Raw genomic sequence first — 16108 nt, forward strand, 5'->3', positions numbered from 1 at the left:
ATTAAAATTCTACCGACCCGTCACCTTGGTCAAATAAAAACTCATTAGAGCCTATTCCTGTTGATATGTCCATGTCTGTTTCATCTATTTTACTTATTAAAACTGTAAAAACTGTTTTCCCGTTTTCTATGGTATTGTCAATAGTACCGTCAAGTGCTTCGACCATTCCTCTGGTAACACTTAGTCCAAGGCCTAATCCGGCCGTAGCTCGAGTATTTCCCGTCTCAAAGTGAGTAAAACGATTATAAATCTCTTTCGTATGCTCTTCATATACACCCTCCCCTGAATCTTTCACTTTAATGATGTAGTTTTTATCATCACAATCAACAGTAACTACAACTTCAGAGTTATTATAAGAATATTCACACGCATTTGATATTAAGTTAAGTAAAATAATATTTATCTTTTGAGAATCTGAAATAACTTTTTCTTGACATCTGTTTACATACTTTAGTTTTAAAGATTTTTCTTCTATAAGATAGTTAAAATACTCTAGCTTTTCATTAAAAATACTCTCAATATCAACATCGGAGTAATCATTGGCTGTCTCTCCTGCCTCTATCTCTGAGGCTGCAAAAATATTTTTTAAACTAAAATCTAGTTTTAACAACTCACTCTGCATCATAGAGGATAACTTTTCAATTTTTGGATCTGTTGTTTTTTTTACTATCATATTGGATATGTTAAGCAATGACGACATAGGGTTGTTAAACTCATTTTTTATAAGAGACAAAAATTGGCTTTTGACCTCTTGTGAGTTTTTATTTTTTTCATTTAGTTCAAGAAGTTTTTTTGTCATAAACTCCATCTCTAAAATAGAGGCTTTTTTCTCTTCAAATCGGCGCCCGATTTCTTTAAGTAGCTCACTATCTGCAATATTTGTAATTTCCATAATTTTTCCTTAATTAAGTTTATATATTGATGGTGCAACTAATTTGTATGTATAATCTTTTTTATGTATTGATTCTGAGTGCCCAATAAATAGCAATGACTTTTTGTTGAGTAATTTTGCAAACTGTTCAAGAAGTTGATTTTGTGTTGGACGGTCAAAATATATCATCACATTACGACAAAAAACAATATTGAAATAATTTTTGAACATTGAAAAGTCGCCTGTAACTAGATTAAAAACACGAAAAATGATATATTTTTTAATTTCATCTTTAACAACAAATGTGCTAATTCCATTGCTATCTTTTATGCTGTTAAAATGCTTTAATAGAATGTTTTTCGGCATATTCTCTACATCTTTTTTTGTATAAACACCATTAATGGCTTTTTTCAAAATTTCTTCAGATATATCTGTTGCTAAAATTTTAATATCCCACTCATCAAAGTTTTTCAAATGTTCTTTTAAAAATATAATTATACTATATGGCTCTTGCCCACTAGAACAAGCTGCCGACCAGATACGTATTCGTCTATTCTTTACATCAAACATTTCATTTAAGTGCTCTTGCATATAAATCCACTGATTCTCTTCACGAAAAAAAGATGTTACATTTGTTGTAATTGCGTTTACCAACAACATAAGCATCTGACCGCTTTTATCACTAGCTATTTTTTCATAAAGTTCTTCATAACTTGACAATCCAAACTCTCTTATCCATTTTCTAAGTCGTGACTGAACAAGAGTACGCTTATGGTCTGCTAAAGAAATGCCAACATCATTATATATGAGTTTCTGGAACATCTTGAATTCTGACATTGTCAGAGCTTGCTCTGTATACACTTATTTACGCGTCCCTATTAAGGAGCTCTTCTACATTTAGAATAAGTGCTATTTCGCCACTGCCCATAATAGCACTGCCTGAGAGCTCCTTAATTCTTGACAATGTAGCACCAAGAGATTTTATAACAACCTGCTGTCTTCCAACAAGATCATCTACCAAAATAGCATATTTACCTTTTTCACTCTCTACACACATAAGTGTAGATTCCCAAATATCAGGTTTTTCGTCACCTATCTCAAGCACATGATTTAACCTTACAACAGGGATCATCTCTCCTCTTAAATCAACAAATTCACCTTTACGTTTAATGGAGTGAACAATCTCTTTAGATGGAATAAATGATTCTACTACAGTAAGTGTTGGGATAATAAAAGTATCACCAGCACTTTTAACAATCATGCCATCAATAATAGCTAAAGTTAATGGGAGTAAAATAGTAAAGGTAGAGCCTTTTCCTACCTCAGAAGCAATTTCAACTCGTCCATGTAGTTTCTCAATAGATGAGCGAACAACATCAAGCCCAACCCCGCGACCAGAGATATCACTAATTGCATCTGCCGTTGAAAAACCAGCTTGCATTATTAGAGAAAATACTTGCATATCTGTTAAATCATCCTCAGCATCAATAAGTCCGCGCTCTACTGCTTTTGAAAAGACTTTATCACGGTTTATTCCCCGTCCGTCATCTGATACCTCAATAGCTATATTACCGCCTCTGTGAAATGCTCTGAGGGTTATAACGCCTATGGCTGTTTTTCCTGATGCAACTCTATCTTCTGCACAATCTTCCAATCCATGATCAATCGCATTACGCATAATATGTATAAGAGGATCAGAAAGAGCATCTACCATTGTTTTGTCTATCTCGGTATCTGCACCATCAATCTCTAAAGATATCTCTTTATTTACTTTTTTACTTGCATCACGAGCAACCCGTTTCATCTTCTCGAAAGTATCATTTACAGCTACCATTCGTAGAGACATAACTCTATTTTGAATTAAACGTGTAATTTTTGAAAGAACATTTATAGTTTTAGAGATACCCTCGCTTTTAATCTTTTTTATCTCTTCATTTTCAGCAAGAAAGTTTTGTGCTATTACCATCTCACCAATTGAGTCAAAAAGTTCATCAAGCTTAGTGGTGTCAACTTTCACAAAAGAGCGTGCATCATTTTTTCTGCGACCAACTCCAGCTATTGTGTCATCTCTATCGTTTTCTCTACGACCAGATGTTTTCACTTCATTGTCAATTTCTCTACGTCCAAATTTAATATCTTCATCTTTAAGCGGTTGAGGTTCAGGTTTTTTCTTTACTTCTCTTTCTACACGTACAAAGCTGTATTCATGTTCATCTATATATTCAAACAACTCTTCAATTTCGTCTGATGGCTTATCAGAAGCTAAGAATATATCTACATGTTTAATACTGCTTCTTTCAGGGTTGAATTCTTCAAGTGGAAGAATGCCATCCATATTCCACCAAGATTCAAGTATTTGCCCCTCATCACTAAGTAGTTTAAATAGTCGTGCATGATCAAACCCACGAAAAAATATATCATCATCAAGCGTTAAAGAAATATGATATAACTCTTCACCATATTTAAGCATATTTTTCATTCTAAAAATATCATCTTCATCAAAATTGTTTTCTATTACTTCTTCTTGCTCTGAAAATTCAGTTGTTAAATCATCAAGTTCAACTTTTGTCTCTTCTGTGCTTTGTGATAAAATAGATTTTATACCTACTAAAATATCGTTATAATTATCAGGAACACCATCATTACCATCAACTTCTCTCCACATAACATCTTTAATGATATCAACAGAGGATAAAAAAAGATCAATATTTTGTGGATTTACAATATCATCAGAATTACGATAGTAATCAAGTACATCTTCAAAATGGTGAACAAATTCACCAAGCCTAGTAAATCCAAAAGAGTTAGCACTCCCTTTTAGTGTATGTACACCGCGAAAGAGTTCATTAAGCAAATCTTTATCTTGTGGATTATCTTCAAAATTTATAATATCAACATCTAGTTTCTCAATAATCTCTGTTGCTTCTTCAATAAATATATCCCGTATCTGTTGTTTAGTCATTCTTTATCCAATGCAATAAACCATATTTGTCTAGCCTTAAATCTTTATCTATCGCATTTATTACAATAGATGGTTTAGATTTTTTCATGCTAAAAAGTAATTGAAACAATGATGAGGAGGAGAATTCATTCATCTCTCCCGTAAGTGAAACAGCTTCAATATACTCAAGCCTGTCAACTACAAAGTTTTTCAGCTCAAGTACATCTTTAATGTCCATATCTAACTCAATTTCAAGAGTGTCTCCATCTATGGTCATTTAGAACTCCTTAAGATCATCTTTATCTAGAGGGAAGATATCTTCTGCTCTTTTTGAAGTTTGTCTAACTGCCTGAGTTTTTTTAACTTGGCGCTTTGTTGTATTTATACTATGTTTTTTTGTAGTTACTGCTGCCGTTGATTCACCAACCATAACAGCAATAACATTAACAATCTCTTTCATAGAGACAGCTTGTGCGCTAAGCTCTTCGGAAGCTGCAGCAGCCTCTTCGCTTGTAGCTGCATTTTGTTGGGTAACTTGGTCTACTTCACCCATTGCTATAGCAATTTGGTTCATTCCCTCGCTTTGCTCTTTTGTAGATATTGAAATTTCACTTATTAAATTAGATGTTTTACTAATGCGTTCTAGAATATCTTCAAATGACTGAGAAGTAAGTTTAGCTATCTCTGCACCTTTTTTTGTTTGATTTATTGATTCTTCAATAATAGCCGCTGTCTCAGTTGAAGCGTCTGAAGAGCGTTGAGCAAGACTTTTAACTTCATCTGCAACAACTGCAAATCCAAGTCCATGTTCACCTGCACGTGCAGCTTCAACTGCAGCATTAAGTGCAAGAAGTTTAGTTTGTGAAGCGATCTCATCAATTGTTTTAATAATTTTAGAAATTCGATCACTAGATTTATTAATCTCTCCCATTGCTTCAATTAGTTCAGTACCTTTTTTAGAACCATTCTCAGCAGAGGTTCTAGCCTCTTTAGCTAAGATATCAGCTTCACGAGAGTTGCTAGAGTTTTGACTATTGATTGCAGTTGATTCTTCAATCGTAGCACTAACCTGTTCAACACTACTTGCTTGCTCACTAGCACCCTCTGCTAAGCTTGTTGCAGAGTCTGCAATCTCTGATGAAGCGCTTAGTACTTGGTCATTTGCTTCTATTATTGATCTTACTGCTGCTATGATTGGTTTTGTAATAAAGTTTCCAAGTAATATAGCAATGGCAGTGATTAAAACAATGAATGCGGCTCCCATAATAAGTGTGCTGTTACGAAGATCAGTAACAGAACTAAATACTTCTTCTTCTTCAATCTGAGCAATTAGTGCCCATTTTAAATCAAGAAACTCAAAAGATGCATATGATGATAAAACTTTATCACCATCATAGTCTAGAATGCTTTCTGTACCTGTTCCTCCAGATAGAGCAGCCTTTGACGATGATGTCTTTACTGAACCATTAGCTGGGTTTTTAAAAGAAGCTAAAAGTGAACGGTTTATTGGGTCAACAAAGCTATCACTTCTCATAAGATAATCTTGTCCAACAAGATATGTCTCTCCAGTTTTATCCATTCCTGTTCTATCTTGCATTATTTTATTAATAGCTTTAGGATTAAGTTGAATTGTAACAACAGCCTCAACTGCTCCACCTTCCATAATAGGGACACCCATAAACATTGCAGGCTCTCCATTTTGCATAGGGTCAGGTGCCATGTCTGTCATATGAGGCTCTCTATCTTTAACTGCTATACGCCATGCTTCTGCAAGACCACTATTACGATACTGCCCTGAACCAAGGTTTTGTCCAAGTTCTGTTTCTTTTTCAGAAGAGTACATAACATGTCCATGCTCTGCACAGATTATAAAAAGGTCATAAAGACTATTCTCTTCTGTGTACTTTTTAAAATATTTATCATATTTTGAATAAATAGCAAGCGTCTCAGGTTTATTAGTCACATCAAATAGTCCATTATCTTTAATGCTATCTGATTCATGTAAAACTAATAGCTCATTATTCATAGCATGAACATTTCTATTGTCAGAAAGATTTTCAACGCCAGACTCAAGCATTTCAAAATAAGTCGTCAGTTGATTTTTCTTTAAATCTCTTGCTATCTCCATTTTATCAATTGCTTCTGCATTAAGTGCATCACTAGATTTAATATATGATGTTAATGCTACAACTATAAAAGGTATAAACCCTACCAATAATAGCGCTATTACTAATTGTTTTTTAATCGTCATCTTCATTTTTCTTCCTCTTTTGTATGTAAGTTTTCTTGTTCTAATTTACTAATATTTAGTAACTCTTCTGGTTCAAATATTTTCTCTAGATTTAGCAACATAATAACATCATTATTCACTTCAGCTACATTCTCAATAAAAGAGGTGTCAATATCACTTCCAAAATGAGGTGCATCTGAGATGCTATCATCGTTTAAGGAGAGAACATCCTCTACATGGTCAACTATAAAACCAATATATACTTTATCAACTTCATATATAATGATTGCAGTATTGATATCCATCTCACGCTCTTGCATACCAAACTTAAGTCTTATGTCAACTACTGGAATAATAGAGCCTCTAAGGTTGATTACACCCTTTACGAATGGAGGTGTTTTTGGTATATGAGTGATTGTTATAGGAGCAATAATCTCTTTTATTTTAGATATATCAATTCCGTACTGTTCTTCATCAACAAAAAAGGTTAAATACCTATGTGCCGCGCCAAGATCTTTTGTTTTTTTCTTATTATCCATAAATTAGATTCCTAATACCATTTTAATGGCTTTAATTAACTTTTCATCACTAAAAGGCTTAACTAGCCAACCGGTAACACCAATCTCTTTCCCTTTCATCTTCATTTCAGCTGAGCTCTCCGTAGTCAAGATAAGAATCGGCTTACTTTTAAAATTAGCAGTTTGTTTTAGCTCTGCTGCTAAATCTAAACCATTTAACTGAGGCATATTTATATCACTAATCAGCAAATCATAATCTTCAGTTGCACCAATCAGTGCATCGCGCAACTCTGCCGGATTCACATACGTCTTTAAGACTATTGATCCGTCGCTAACTAAACTTTCCAAAGCCATTTCCGCTGTTGCAAGAATGGTCTTGGAATCATCAACAATTATAATTTTTTTACTCATATTACTCTCCACCAAATTAGTTATCCGAGAAATTTAACTTTCTCGAATATTTATTATATAAACATTAGATGATTGTACTAGAAGGAATATAAAAGCCATATTAAATAAACATAAACTATACATAACAATTTAACTAACTAAAGTAAAAAAAGAAATAACTACTTTTTAGAAACCTGTAGTATTTTAACCCACATCTCAGTTTTGCTGTTTTTCCATTTTCTATCAACAAAATAGCCTGTTATTTTAATCCAGTTTTCACTCTTTTGGTTTGAGGTAAAGGATGTTCCTTTCTTCCACTCATCTATTTTTTTGCCATTTATAGAGTTATAAATAATACTATCGGTTTGCAAAACAAATGGAGCAGCCTTAAAAGCTACAACTTTCTCTTTGTATTGCTCTTTCATCGCAAGCTTTGGAAAAGAGTTCTCTTCTTGTGCAACGCCAACGCTATTATTTTTTCTTAGAGTTAAAATAATTTTCTCTAACTCTTCAACTTTTTTTGACAAATTTTTATTACTAGCTGCTAAATCATTTTCAAAATCTTTTTTTGCGCTTAATATTGTGTTTTTTTGCTTCTCTTCATTGAGCTGCTTTTTACACATATCATTATCAATACGAAGCTTGCCTATGTCTTTTATTATTGCCCCTATTCTTTTTACTTCACCTGTCTCTAGATTCGGCATCTCACCTGCATGTAAAAACGACAAAAAAACCAAGGCTACAAATATATTTTTCATCACTTACTACCTTTTTTAACTAATTTTACACCCATCTCAACATGATGGGTGTAGGGAAACTGATCAAATAGAGCCATATCAACAACATCATGTGTTTGACATAGTAACTCTAAATCTCTCACTAAAGTCTCTGGATTACAAGATATATATAAAATATGTTCATATCTTGAACTAAATTCACAAGAAGCAGTATCCATTCCGCTTCTTGGAGGATCTACAAATATGCTTTTAATATTGTATGAACTTATCTCTATCTCGTTCATTCTTCTGAAGTCTCTAGCGCCATCTAGAGCCTGAACAAACTCCTCAACGCTCATTCTTACAAACTCAATATTACTTACATCATTTAATAGCATATTTGTTTTCGCTGCATTTATTGATGATTTTGATATTTCAGTTGCTAATACTTTGTTGAATTTTTTTGAAAAAGGTATAGTGAAATTTCCAGCACCACAATAAAGTTCAAGTAAATCTCCATCAATATTAGATAAGTTTTTCAAAGCCCACGATATCATTTGCTCATTTACTTTAGTATTTGGCTGAGTAAAACTGTTCTCAATATAGTTAAATTTATACTCTTTGTTTTCTACATGTAACGTTTCTGTTATATAATCTTGTCCAATTACAACTTTTTGCTTACGACTTCTACCTATGATATATATTCCAAGTGTTTTTGCTATCTCTGAAGCTTTTTCTTGCCACTCTTCATCTAGTTTTTTATGATAAAGAAGTGAAACAACTATTTCACCACTGCTTGAGCTTAAAAAATCAGCACCAAAAAGCTTAAAACCTATCTGCTTGCGGTCAATTTCATAAAGAAGTTTTGGCATTAATTCAAATATAAACTCATTTACTTGCGGGCACTCATCTACAAACACAACCCCTTTTTTATCTACATGATTCATAGCATATCGAATGATGTCACCATCATGCCAAATCTTAAACTCACTTCTTGAGCGGTAGTTTTGCTGGGGAGACTCATAAACAGATATTTCACCACTGTAAAAGCTTTTAAATCTATCTATATTTAACTCTAATTTTTCATTTAATTGGGAAGCGTATCCATTTTCATAGATTCTGCAAGCTCCACATATTCCAAAATATTTACAATTCATCTATCACTACTTTATTGAGGCAATAAGATTACCAATAAGCAAGTTCCATCCATCTATTAGAACAAATACAAGTATCTTAAAGGGCAGAGCTATCATAACCGGAGGAAGCATCATCATACCCATTGACATCAAAATAGATGCAACAACCATGTCTATTACAAGAAATGGCAAGAAGAGTAAAAAACCAATCTCAAAGGCTGTTTTTAGCTCACTGATAACAAAAGCCGGAATTATAACAGACAAAGGGACTTCTGCTACACTCTGAGGATTCTCCATTTTTCTTATTCTAAAAAACAGTGCTAAATCCTTCTCTCTTGTATTTCTAATCATAAAGTTTTTAAATGGCATGGCAGTTTTATCAAAAGCCTCTTCATAACCGATTTTTTCCTCTATATACGGCTTAATACCAGCTTCGTAAGCCTTTGTTCCGACCGGTTCCATTACAAAAAATGTTAAGACCATAGCAAGCATTACAAGAAGTTGTGTTGGCGGAACCTGTTGAGTACCCAGAGCCTGCCTTAAAAATCCAAAAACAATAACAAAGCGCGTAAACGTTGTCATAACAAGCACCATGCTAGGGGCCAAGAAAAGTAGCGTAAGCACTACTAGAACATTAAGAGAGCTCACTAGTTGCTGAGGAGTATCGGGAGCAGATAGCTGAAAGTTCATTGTAGGAATCTGCACAGCTTCAGCACCCAAAAAAGAACTTACGCTAAAAAGCAATAAAAACAGTCTAAGCATTATTTATTTGCTGCCTTGTCCAAAACCGTCTCACTTACTTTACTCTTATCTTTAGGTTTTGCACCAAAGAAATGCAACTCTACTCTGCGGTTTTTCTCTTTGCCGTTTTTCGTTACATTTGTTGCTTTTGGTGAAAACTCGGCATAGCCGGATGCACTAATACGCTTTGGATCAACTCCATCAAGCAAAAGTTCTTGTAAAACAGATATTGCTCGGGCCGAAGAGAGTTCCCAGTTATCCTTAAATATACTGTTTTGACCAGGTCCACTGCTATCCGTATGCCCCTGAACACTTACTTTTATCTCATTTGGAAGCTCTGCAATAATAAGAGCAATTCTTTTTAAAAAAAGTATCGCATCATCGTTTTGTATGATTGCGCTTCCAGATTTAAACAGCAGTGAAGCCGGTAGCTCAATTACAAAACCATCTTGTGCCTCTTCTAAAACGATAGAGGGCGCATGCCCTTTTTCTATCATCTCATTGGCGTCAACAACAGCCTGAGCAGCTGATACAGTAATTCTGTTTACCTGCTCAGATGTTTCATCTTGTGTTTCAACAGGTGTTGATTCCTGTATGCGCTGTTTAGAAATTTCAGTTTTTGTACCGCCTTCTAAAACACTCATTGCCCCCGATAACGAACCAATTGCTTCAGATATTTTCTTCGCATCCATGCTTGACATAGAGAGAAGCAGAACAAAGAAGCACAAAAGAAGGGACATTAAATCCCCAAAGGCTGCTAGCCAACCGGGGAGACATCTCTCACATTCAGGACATTTTGCTTTTTTAGCCATTAGAAATACCCATTAGTTAAATTGACTAACACGTTCTATAGGAGGTAAAAAGCTTAAAAGTTTTGCTTCCAAGGCTCTTGGTGCATCTCCAGATTGGATTGACATAATTCCTGAAATAATCATCTCTCTGACTAAAGTTTCGTCATCATTTCTAATGCCAAGTATAATTGCGATAGGTGTTCCAACAACGTTACCAATAATTGCACCGTACATCGTTGTAAGCAAGGCAACTGCCATTGATGGACCAATGGCAGAGGGATCAGCCATATTTAAAAGCATAGCAACCAAACCGATAAGAGTACCAACCATACCCATAGCTCCGGCAAGTCCTGCCCACTGAGAGAATATAGAACCATTGATTTTATGACGGGTACTTGTTTGTTCCATATCAATCTCTAAAAGGTCGCGGATAGTATCAGGCTCATTTCCATCGATAGCCATTGATAAACCTTTTTTTAAAAACTCATTTGGCTCATCATTGACTTCACTCTCTAGTGCTAAGATACCATCTTTTCTTGCTTTAGTAGCAAATCCTATAAGTTTTTTTATTAACTCAGCTTTATCTTCTTCGGGCGGCTTGACAGCTATCATAAAGATTTTTGTAAATGACTTCATTTGAGACGGTTTAAATGAAATCATTAATGCACCGATACTACCGCCGATAACAATTAAAACAGAGGGGATATCGATGTAAGCACCCACACCGACACCCATTGACATAGCGCCCATTAGAAGCGCCATGATTAAAACAATACCAATGACCGTACCTAAATCCATTAACAAACCTTAAACCAAAATATTAGGCTTATAATACCACAAAAAATATTAGGCTCACCACTAAAATGGTTCTTTTTTTAATTTAATTTCAAATATATCACCTAAAAGGGTATAATTCAATCAATTTAACAAACAAGAGAAATCGATGAACAAAGATAAAATAAGTATAGTAATTTTAGCTGCCGGACAAGGCAGCCGTATGAAATCAACCAAGGCAAAAGTTCTTCATTTTATAAGCGGTAAACCTATGCTTTTTCATATTATTAAATCATCTTTGGAAATAAGCAATGACGTTACAGTGGTAGTTGCACATCAAAAAGAGAGTGTCAAGGAGCAGATGAACTCTTACTTTAATAATATAAACTTTATTGTCCAAGATGCCGATAACTTCCCCGGAACGGGTGGAGCCATGAGAGATGTAAGGGCTAAAAATGAGAAAGTGTTAGTTTTAAACGGAGATATGCCTCTAATAACTGCAGATTCTTTACGGGGATTTTTAGAGAGTGAAGCTGAAATCATTATGTCGATATTTGACCTTGTAAATCCAGACGGATATGGTCGTGTTATTATTGAAAATACTCAGGTTCAGAGAATTGTTGAACAAAAAGACGCATCTGCGGATGAGCTAAAAGTAACAACAGTAAATGCCGGGGTTTACGCTTTTTCAAAAAGTGTTCTTGAAAAATACATTCCTCTTTTGAGTAATGACAACGCTCAAAAAGAGTACTACTTAACAGATGTGATATCAATGGCTAAAGAGGACAGATTAAGGATCTCTCCGTTACTTGTTGAGGAGGAGTATTTTAAGGGGATTAACTCAAAGCTTGATTTGGCAGTTGCAGAAGAGATAATGCAAGACAGAATAAAATCACAACTAATGAAGTCAGGTGTCATTATGCAGCTTCCTCAAACAACATACATCGAAGATGGAGTAGTTTTTGAAGGTGAGTGTACAGTAGAAAACGGTTGTCGTATAACTGGAAATACCCTGATAGTAAACTCTCACATAAAAGCAGGAAGCGTTATAGAGGACAGCATCGTTAAGAACTCGGATGTTGGACCTTTGGCACATCTGCGCCCTGCTTCGTTTATAGAAAACTCACATATAGGAAACTTTGTAGAGGTGAAAAAAAGTTCTCTCAAAGGTGTTAAAGCCGGACATTTAAGCTACATTGGCGATGCACAGATTGACGAGGGGACAAATATCGGTGCAGGAGTTATTACATGTAACTATGACGGCATCAATAAACATAAGACCATTATTGGTAAAAATGTATTTATAGGTAGTGATAGCCAGCTTATAGCTCCTGTTACGCTAGAAGATGATGTTATGGTAGCTGCTGGAACAACTGTAAGAAGCGGTAAAATTGAGAGCGGTCATCTTGCAGTCAGCAGTGCAAAATTAAGAACTATAAAAGATTTTTATTACAAATTTTTTGCCAAGAAGTAAAAAACAACTGCTGTTGTTATATCAGGAGAATATTTGAAAATTATGCACTTTAGCGATACTCATCTGGGATATAGCGACTTAGATATTTTAAACAAAGATAATATCAACCAAAGAGAAGCAGATTTTTACGATGCTTTCTCTCAAGTGGTTGAGCAAATCAAACTTATAAAACCAGACTACATTATCCATACCGGTGATTTATTTCACCGCTCTAGCCCCTCAAATCGTGCTATAACTTTTGCACTTGAACAGTTTAAAATAATAGACTCATTGGACATTCCATTTATACTAATAGCTGGAAATCACTCAACTCCTAGAACTAATTTAAGCAGCCCTATTTTAAAGATATTTGAGGGCTTTAAAAATCTACATGTAGCGTACAACCAAGAGTACAAAAAAGTTGAATTTGAGGACATAGTGTTTCACACCCTCCCCCATATGAACGATGATACAAAGGCACTCTCTCAGATAGAACTTTGCGAGCAAAACATCTCTACATGTAAGAAAAATATTATGATGATGCACTGTTCGGTTGGAGCTTGGTACTTAATGCAAGAGTTTGGAGAGTGGGTTTACCCGAGCGATAAAGAGTATATATTTAAGATGATGGACTATGTTGCTCTTGGTCACTGGCACGGCTTTGGAAAAGTCGGCAATCATGAAAATGTTTACTACAGCGGTTCAACTGAGAGAACATCACTAAACGACAAAAGAAACTCAAAAGGTTTTATACATGTAGAGTTAAACGACACTCTACATGTAGATTATCGAGAGATAAAAATACGTCCCATAATTCTTAAAGAGATAGATTGCGCAGAGTTTGAAGAGTCACTAAAAACTTTAGACGCTAGTGATACAAAAGATGCGATTGTGGAGATAAGACTTACAAACTTAACAGCTCTGCAATCTATTGATATTCAAAACACAAATATAAAAAACCTCTTCCCTGATGCTATGAGTGTGAGTGTAAAAAGAGAGTTTATACATGGGCAAAACGAGGCAAATATAGATGGCGTAGAAGCACTCTCTTTAGAGGAGTTTTTCTTAGAGCATATCAAAGAAGAGACGAAAGAAAAAGAGTATGAAAGACTAAAATTTAAAGTTCAAGAACTGTTTGCACAATATGAGGATATATCGAATGATACTATCTAATATAAAGCTTACCAACTTCAAAAAATACACCAAATTTGAGATAGAGTTTGGCGAGGGTCTTGTGGGTATCATCGGCAAGAACGGAAGCGGGAAATCTACCATATTTGAGGCGATACTTTTTGCACTTTACGGTGAAGCTAAGACAAGAGGAAACAAAGAGTTAATCCGAAATGCCAATGCATCTGAGAAAGAGGCAGTTGTTGTAGAACTAGAGTTTGAGTTTGAAAGTTTGGAGTACAAAGTGGTTCGTGAGTTTCGCGGCAAAAGTCTTACTGCAAATGCAAAGTTTTACAAAAACGGCTCTCTTACAACTACTGGAGCAAAAGAGGTTACCACCGCCATAGTAAACTTAACAAAGATGAGCAAAGATGCTTTTATGCACACACTTTTTGCTTCTCAAAAAGAGCTTACAAGTCTAAGCACTCTAAAAAATGAAGACCGTAAAAAGATGATACGAAAACTTCTTGGGCTTGAGAAAATAGACTTTGTTGAAAAAGAGCTGGTTGAGAAAAGCAGAGAGCTAAAACGTGAGATAAGTGCATTTGCAGAGGTTCTTCTAGGCGAGGATGAGATAAAGCTAAAACAAGAGCAAATAAAAGTCAATGAAGAGACTAAAAAAGCTCTTAGTGAAGATGAGAAAAGTAAGACAAAAGAGCTTGAGAGCATTAAGAATCGAGAGCTACATGTAAAAAAAGAACTAGAGGTTTTTGCTAAAACAAAAGAGCAAAAACAAAAGCTGTATTCAGAACTTGAACTTGCTAAAAACTCCAAGTCTTCTGAGGTTATGAACCAAGTAAAACTATCGGCAGAGGTTCATGAGCTAGAACACAAACAAGAAGAACTAAACAAGCTAGGCAACCTAAAAGCAGAGTACACAAACCTCCAAGAGCAACTAAAAAACCAAGAGAAGTTAAAAGAGTTTCACCTCAAAAAAGATGGTATTTTAAAAGAGCAAGTTAGTCTAAGAGAGCAGTTTAGTAAAAGTAAGGCTGATATTCAAACACTAGAAAAAGCGTGTGAAAATCACGAGCAATTCGTGCTTGAGCTAAAAAAGACAGAACAAGAACTTTCTTTACTGCAAGAGAACGTAACAGAAAGTCAAAAGCAAGAAAAAGAGGTTCTTGCAGAGATGGCTGGAGAACAAAAGCAAATAGAGGTCACAAACTCAAAAATAGCAAAACTTAAAGAGCTAGGGAGTGAATCTGAGTGCCCTACATGTACGAGACCGCTTATAGAGGAGTATGACAATGTTATAAACTCTCTTTTAGATATAGTAAATAACACGCACCAAAAAAATATAAACGAGTTTAAAAAACAACTTCTACATGTACAAACTCAAAAAGCTACACTTGAAGCTCAAAAAAGAGCTAAAGAGAAGCAACACTTGGAGCTTTCAAAGAGCCTGAATCTTATACAAAGTAAGCTTCAAGATCTAAAAACTGCACAAGAACATTTTGTACATGTAGAGAAAAAAGGTCTAAAAAATAAAGAAGAGTTAAAAGAGCTTGAACAGTACAACTACGATGAGAAACAACACAACATTGTTCTGGGCAATTTTACTGAGTTAGAGCCAAAATACAAACATTTACTTAGCCTTGAGACAGAGCTGAAAAGATTTGTCTTAGTTAAATCCGACTTAGCAAACGTAACTAGAAACATCAAAGTTTTAGACTCTACATATAGAGATAAAGAAGCAGAGTTTAAGCTCGTTATTTACGACGATGTGAAGCATAAACACGCACTTGATGAGCACGAAGGTCTTCTCAAAACCATAGAGTCAAAAACTTCATTTATTCATGAGCTAAAAGTACAAACTGCAAAGATAGACGGCGAGATAAAAAACATCCAAAACTCACTTGAGAACAACGAAACTCAACTCAAAAAAGTGCAAACTAAAAAAGATGACTTAGTGGACTACGAGAAAATCAAACTCTCTCTTGCAGAGTTTAAGACAAAACTAAACGCAAAAGTAGCACCTCGTATCTCAAGCGTTGCCTCCGAGATGTACTCTCAAATAACCAAAGGCAAATACCAACACATAGAGGTAAGCAACGACTTCGACTTTTTCATCTACGATGAGGGAAAAAAATACCCCATAGAACGCTTTAGTGGTGGAGAGATAGACCTAGCAAACTTAGTTCTACGCATTGCTATCTCAAAAACTCTAACAGAACTAAGCGGTGCAAGTTCCATAGGTTTCTTAGCGTTTGATGAAGTGTTCGGAAGTCAAGACGAAGCAAGAAGAATGGAGATACTAGAGGCTTTTCACACCATTAAAGAGCAATATAGACAGATATTTCTGATAAGCCACGAGATGGAGATAAAAGAGATGTTTGAGCGGGTTGTGGAACTTTAAAATTTAAAGCTACTCCCC

15 protein-coding genes are annotated in these 16108 nt (G+C 35.0%); 3 read left to right on the forward strand and 12 right to left on the reverse strand.

The genetic code is table 11. The features are described 5' to 3' along the window. Position 1: 1 nt before the first annotated feature. The 12 genes from HUE88_RS06730 to HUE88_RS06785 form a co-directional block, all read right to left on the reverse strand. Positions 2–892 carry a sensor histidine kinase gene (locus HUE88_RS06730; RefSeq protein WP_194372385.1) on the reverse strand — a complete coding sequence of 297 codons (891 nt, stop codon included), beginning with the start codon at positions 890–892 and terminating at the stop codon, positions 2–4. 9 nt (positions 893–901) lie between these two features. Then, positions 902–1708 (reverse strand): CheR family methyltransferase, encoded by an 807-nt coding sequence (locus HUE88_RS06735; protein WP_194372387.1) that lies wholly within the window; start codon positions 1706–1708, stop codon positions 902–904. Between the two features lie 28 nt (positions 1709–1736). Next, positions 1737–3833, reverse strand: a complete 2097-nt coding sequence (locus tag HUE88_RS06740; protein ID WP_194372388.1) for a chemotaxis protein CheA — start codon at positions 3831–3833, stop codon at positions 1737–1739. Continuing rightward, the gene (locus HUE88_RS06745; protein WP_194372390.1) at positions 3826–4089 is read right to left on the reverse strand and encodes a hypothetical protein; all 264 of its coding nucleotides are present in this window, start codon (positions 4087–4089) and stop codon (positions 3826–3828) included. Before HUE88_RS06745 ends, HUE88_RS06740 begins: the two co-directional genes overlap by 8 nt. Next, positions 4090–6069, reverse strand: a complete 1980-nt coding sequence (locus HUE88_RS06750; protein WP_194372393.1) for a methyl-accepting chemotaxis protein — start codon at positions 6067–6069, stop codon at positions 4090–4092. Beyond that, entirely contained in the window at positions 6066–6581 is a 516-nt protein-coding gene (locus HUE88_RS06755) for a chemotaxis protein CheW (RefSeq protein WP_194372395.1), read from the reverse strand. Before HUE88_RS06755 ends, HUE88_RS06750 begins: the two co-directional genes overlap by 4 nt. A 3-nt stretch (positions 6582–6584) precedes the next feature. Further along, complete coding sequence (locus HUE88_RS06760) at positions 6585–6971, reverse strand: response regulator (RefSeq protein WP_194372397.1); 387 nt, start codon at positions 6969–6971, stop codon at positions 6585–6587. 158 nt (positions 6972–7129) lie between these two features. Then, complete coding sequence (locus tag HUE88_RS06765) at positions 7130–7708, reverse strand: hypothetical protein (protein WP_229860182.1); 579 nt, start codon at positions 7706–7708, stop codon at positions 7130–7132. Continuing rightward, positions 7708–8823, reverse strand: a complete 1116-nt coding sequence (trmA, locus tag HUE88_RS06770) for a tRNA (uridine(54)-C5)-methyltransferase TrmA (protein ID WP_194372399.1) — start codon at positions 8821–8823, stop codon at positions 7708–7710. The genes HUE88_RS06765 and trmA overlap by 1 nt, the downstream gene beginning before the upstream one ends. Before the next feature lie 6 nt (positions 8824–8829). Then, on the reverse strand, positions 8830–9564 hold the full coding sequence (fliP, locus tag HUE88_RS06775; protein ID WP_194372408.1) for a flagellar type III secretion system pore protein FliP: 735 nt from the start codon (positions 9562–9564) through the stop codon (positions 8830–8832). Continuing rightward, positions 9564–10355, reverse strand: a complete 792-nt coding sequence (locus HUE88_RS06780; RefSeq protein ID WP_194372410.1) for a flagellar motor protein MotB — start codon at positions 10353–10355, stop codon at positions 9564–9566. The genes fliP and HUE88_RS06780 overlap by 1 nt, the downstream gene beginning before the upstream one ends. Positions 10356–10367: 12 nt before the next feature. After that, entirely contained in the window at positions 10368–11132 is a 765-nt protein-coding gene (locus tag HUE88_RS06785; protein ID WP_194372412.1) for a motility protein A, read from the reverse strand. 145 nt (positions 11133–11277) lie between these two features. On the opposite strand from HUE88_RS06785, the gene glmU reads away from it, so the two are divergent. The 3 genes from glmU to HUE88_RS06800 are packed head-to-tail and all read left to right on the forward strand — an operon-like array spanning position 11278 to position 16090. After that, the gene (gene glmU, locus HUE88_RS06790; protein ID WP_194372414.1) at positions 11278–12582 is read left to right on the forward strand and encodes a bifunctional UDP-N-acetylglucosamine diphosphorylase/glucosamine-1-phosphate N-acetyltransferase GlmU; all 1305 of its coding nucleotides are present in this window, start codon (positions 11278–11280) and stop codon (positions 12580–12582) included. Between the two features lie 33 nt (positions 12583–12615). Then, positions 12616–13734 carry a metallophosphoesterase family protein gene (locus HUE88_RS06795; RefSeq protein WP_194372416.1) on the forward strand — a complete coding sequence of 373 codons (1119 nt, stop codon included), beginning with the start codon at positions 12616–12618 and terminating at the stop codon, positions 13732–13734. Further along, the gene (locus HUE88_RS06800; protein ID WP_194372418.1) at positions 13721–16090 is read left to right on the forward strand and encodes an AAA family ATPase; all 2370 of its coding nucleotides are present in this window, start codon (positions 13721–13723) and stop codon (positions 16088–16090) included. Before HUE88_RS06795 ends, HUE88_RS06800 begins: the two co-directional genes overlap by 14 nt. Positions 16091–16108 lie beyond the last annotated feature (18 nt).

This window comes from Candidatus Sulfurimonas baltica (assembly GCF_015265455.1).
GTDB lineage: Bacteria > Campylobacterota > Campylobacteria > Campylobacterales > Sulfurimonadaceae > Sulfurimonas > Sulfurimonas baltica.